General features: G+C 62.1%; 1 protein-coding gene. It reads left to right on the top strand.

The features are described 5' to 3' along the window. Positions 1–4,092 (top strand): immunoglobulin-like domain-containing protein (locus tag BLX41_RS33985; protein ID WP_404942732.1); only part of this gene is annotated, 4,092 nt, incomplete at both ends.

Below are 4,092 nucleotides of genomic sequence, written 5' to 3'. Positions count from 1 at the left end.
ACCCTGAGCAACGGCGCGGTGATCACCATTGCCGCAGGCGCCACAACTGGCACCGCCACCGTGGCGGCACCGGCCGATGACGTCTACAAGGATGCCGGCAAAGTCGAAGTCACCATCACCAAAGCGGATGGCGGCAACTTCGAGAACCTGGTCACCAATCCAGCGCCTGCCGTGACTGATGTCACTGACACTATCGATACCAGCACCGTTTCGTTAACCGCTACCCCAAGCGTCGCCGAAGGCGGCATCGTGGTGTACACAGCCTCGGTGTCCGCCCCAGTAACTGGCTCCCCGGTCGTAGTAACGCTGTCCAATGGCCAGACCATCACCATTCCGGTGGGCGAATCCTCTGGCACCGTGAACTTCACCGCGCCGAATGACGCCCTGGCTGGCGGTAGCTCTCTGAGCACCACCATCACCAAGACCGATGGCGGTAACTACGAAAAACTGGAAATCAGCGATAAACCTGCTGAGACCAGCGTTACCGATACGCCAGATACCACCACCCTGAGCCTGTCGGCCACCGACTCCGTGGCCGAAGGTGGCTCCATCGTTTACACCGCTACACTGACCAACGCCGCTGGCACTCCGGTCACGGTCACACTCTCCAACGGTGCCGTCATCACCATCGCGGCAGGCGCCACTTCGGGGACTGCAACCGTTGCCGCTCCTGCGGATGATGTTTACAAAGATGCCGGCAAGGTCGAAGTCACCATCAGCAAGGCCGAGGGCGGCAACTTCGAGAACCTGGAAACCAACCCGGCTCCAGCGGTGACCGATGTCACTGATACCATCGACACTTCGACTGTTAGCCTGACCGCAACCCCGAGCGTCGCTGAAGGCGGCATCGTGGTATACACCGCATCGGTCACCGCGCCAGTGACTGGCTCGCCAGTGGTAGTGACCCTGTCCAACGGCCAGACCATCACTATTCCAGTGGGCGAGTCCTCCGGCAGCGTGAACTTCACCGCGCCGAATGACGCCCTGGCTGGCGGTAGCTCTCTGAGCACCACCATTACCAAGGCCGATGGCGGCAACTACGAGAAACTGGAAATCAGCGATAAACCCGCTGAAACCAGCGTGACCGATACGCCGGATACAACGACTCTGAGCCTGACGGCCACTGAGTCTGTGGCCGAGGGCGGCTCTATCGTCTACACCGCCACTCTGACCAACGCTGCCGGAACGCCGGTGACCGTGACCCTGAGCAACGGTGCTGTGATCACCATCGCCGCTGGCGCCACCACTGGCACCGCCACTGTTGCGGCGCCAGCCGACGACGTCTACAAAGACGCCGGTAAAGTCGAAGCCACCATCACCAAAACGGACGGTGGCAACTTCGAAAACCTGGTCACCAACCCAGCTCCAGCGGTGACTGATGTCACCGATACCATCGATACCAGCACCGTTTCACTGACTGCTACGCCAAGCGTCGCTGAAGGCGGCACCGTGGTGTACACCGCATCGGTCACCGCTCCGGTTACCGGCTCTCCGGTTGTGGTCACCCTATCCAACGGCCAGACCATTACCATTCCGCTTGGCGAATCTTCCGGCAGCGTGAACTTCACTGCACCGAATGACGCCCTGGCTGGCGGTAGCTCCCTGAGCACCACCATCACCAAAGCGGACGGTGGCAACTACGAAAAGCTGGACATCAACGACAAACCCGCTGAGACCAGTGTTACCGATACGCCGGACACCACGACGCTGAGCCTCTCGGCCACCGACTCCGTGGCCGAGGGCGGCTCCATTGTCTACACCGCTACCCTGACCAATGCTGCAGGCACTCCGGTCACCGTGACCCTGTCCAACGGTGCAGTCATCACCATCGCCGCTGGCGCTACCTCGGGTACAGCCACCGTCGCCGCACCGGCTGACGACGTGTACAAGGATGCGGGCAAGGTCGAAGTCACCATCACCAAAGCTGACGGCGGCAACTTCGAGAACCTGGAAACCAACCCAGCGCCAGCCGTCACCGATGTCACCGACACCATCGATACCTCGACGGTGAACCTGACGGCGACTTCAAGCGTGGCCGAAGGCGGTACCGTGGTGTACACCGCGTCGGTGTCGGCGCCGGTGACCGGCTCGCCAGTTGTAGTGACCCTGTCCAACGGACAGACCATTACCATCCCGGTGGGCGAATCGTCCGCCACCGTGAACTTCACCGCACCCAACGATGCCCTGGCTGGCGGCAGCTCCCTGAGCACCACCATCACCAAGGCTGACGGCGGCAACTACGAGAAGCTGGAGATCAGCGACAAGCCCGCTGAAACCACAGTAACCGACACCCCGGACACCACGACGCTGAGCCTGTCGGCCACCGACTCCGTGGCCGAGGGCGGTTCCATCGTTTACACCGCCACACTGACCAATGCCGCTGGCACCCCGGTGACCGTAACCCTGAGCAACGGCGCGGTGATCACCATCGCCGCCGGCGCCACGACTGGCACCGCCACTGTCGCGGCGCCAGCAGATGACGTCTACAAGGACGCAGGCAAGGTTGAAGTCACCATCAGCAAGGCTGACGGCGGCAACTTCGAGAACCTGGAGACCAACCCGACTCCAGCGGTGACCGATGTCACTGACACCATCGACACCTCGACCATCAGCCTGACCGCTACCCCAAGCGTCGCCGAAGGCGGCACCGTGGTGTACACCGCGTCGGTTTCGGCGCCGGTGACCGGTTCTCCAGTTGTGGTGACCCTGTCCAACGGTCAGACCATCACCATTCCGGTGGGCGAGTCTTCCGCCACCGTGAACTTCACGGCGCCCAATGATGCCCTGGCTGGCGGCAGCTCCCTGAGCACCACCATCACCAAGGCCGATGGCGGTAACTACGAAAAACTGGAGATCAATGACAAGCCGGCCGAGACCGCTGTCACCGACACTCCGGACACCACGACGCTGAGCCTATCGGCCACTGACTCGGTGGCCGAAGGCGGCTCCATTGTCTACACCGCCACCCTGAGCAATGCGGCCGGCACTCCGGTGACCGTGACCCTGAGCAATGGCGCGGTGATCACCATCGCCGCGGGCGCCACTTCGGGCACTGCCACAGTCGCAGCACCGGCTGACGACGTGTACAAGGACGCGGGCAAGGTCGAAGCCACCATCACCAAAGCTGACGGCGGGAACTTCGAAAACCTGGAAACCAACCCGGCGCCTGCAGTGACCGATGTCACCGATACCATCGACACGTCCACTGTCAGCCTGACCGCTACCCCAAGCGTCGCTGAAGGCGGCACTGTGGTGTACACCGCTTCGGTATCGGCGCCGGTTACCGGTTCGCCGGTTGTGGTGACCCTGTCCAACGGTCAGACCATCACCATCCCGGTCGGTGAAAGCCAGGCTTCGGTGAATTTCACCGCGCCGAACGACGCTCTGGCCGGTGGCAGTTCCCTGAGCACCACCATTACCAAGGCCGATGGCGGCAACTACGAGAAGCTGGATATCAGCGACAAACCCGCTGAAACCACAGTGACCGATACTCCGGACACCACAACGCTGAGCCTGTCGGCTACCGATTCCGTGGCCGAAGGCGGTTCAATCGTCTACACCGCCACTCTGACCAACGCTGCCGGTACTCCGGTCACCGTGACCCTGTCTAACGGTGCGGTGATCACCATCGCAGCCGGCGCCACCACTGGCACCGCCACAGTGCCTGCGCCTGCCGATGACGTGTACAAGGACGCGGGCAAGGTCGAAGCCACTATCACTAAAGCGGATGGCGGCAACTTCGAGAACCTGGTCACTAACCCGGCTCCGGCTGTGACTGATGTCACCGACACTATCGATACGTCGACCGTCAGCCTGACCGCGACCCCGAGCGTCGCCGAAGGCGGCATCGTGGTGTACACCGCGTCGGTTTCGGCGCCGGTAACCGGCTCGCCAGTCGTGGTGACTCTGTCCAACGGTCAGACCATCACTATCCCAGTTGGCGAAAGCCAAGGTTCGGTGAATTTCACCGCGCCGAACGACGCTCTGGCCGGTGGCAGTTCCCTGAGCACCACCATTACCAAGGCCGACGGTGGCAATTACGAGAAGCTGGAGATCAGCGATAAACCGGCTGAAACCACGGTTACCGATACG

It is taken from the genome of Pseudomonas protegens, from assembly GCF_003732485.1.
Classification (GTDB): domain Bacteria; phylum Pseudomonadota; class Gammaproteobacteria; order Pseudomonadales; family Pseudomonadaceae; genus Aquipseudomonas; species Aquipseudomonas protegens_B.
This window is presented reverse-complemented; position numbering and strand designations above follow the sequence as displayed.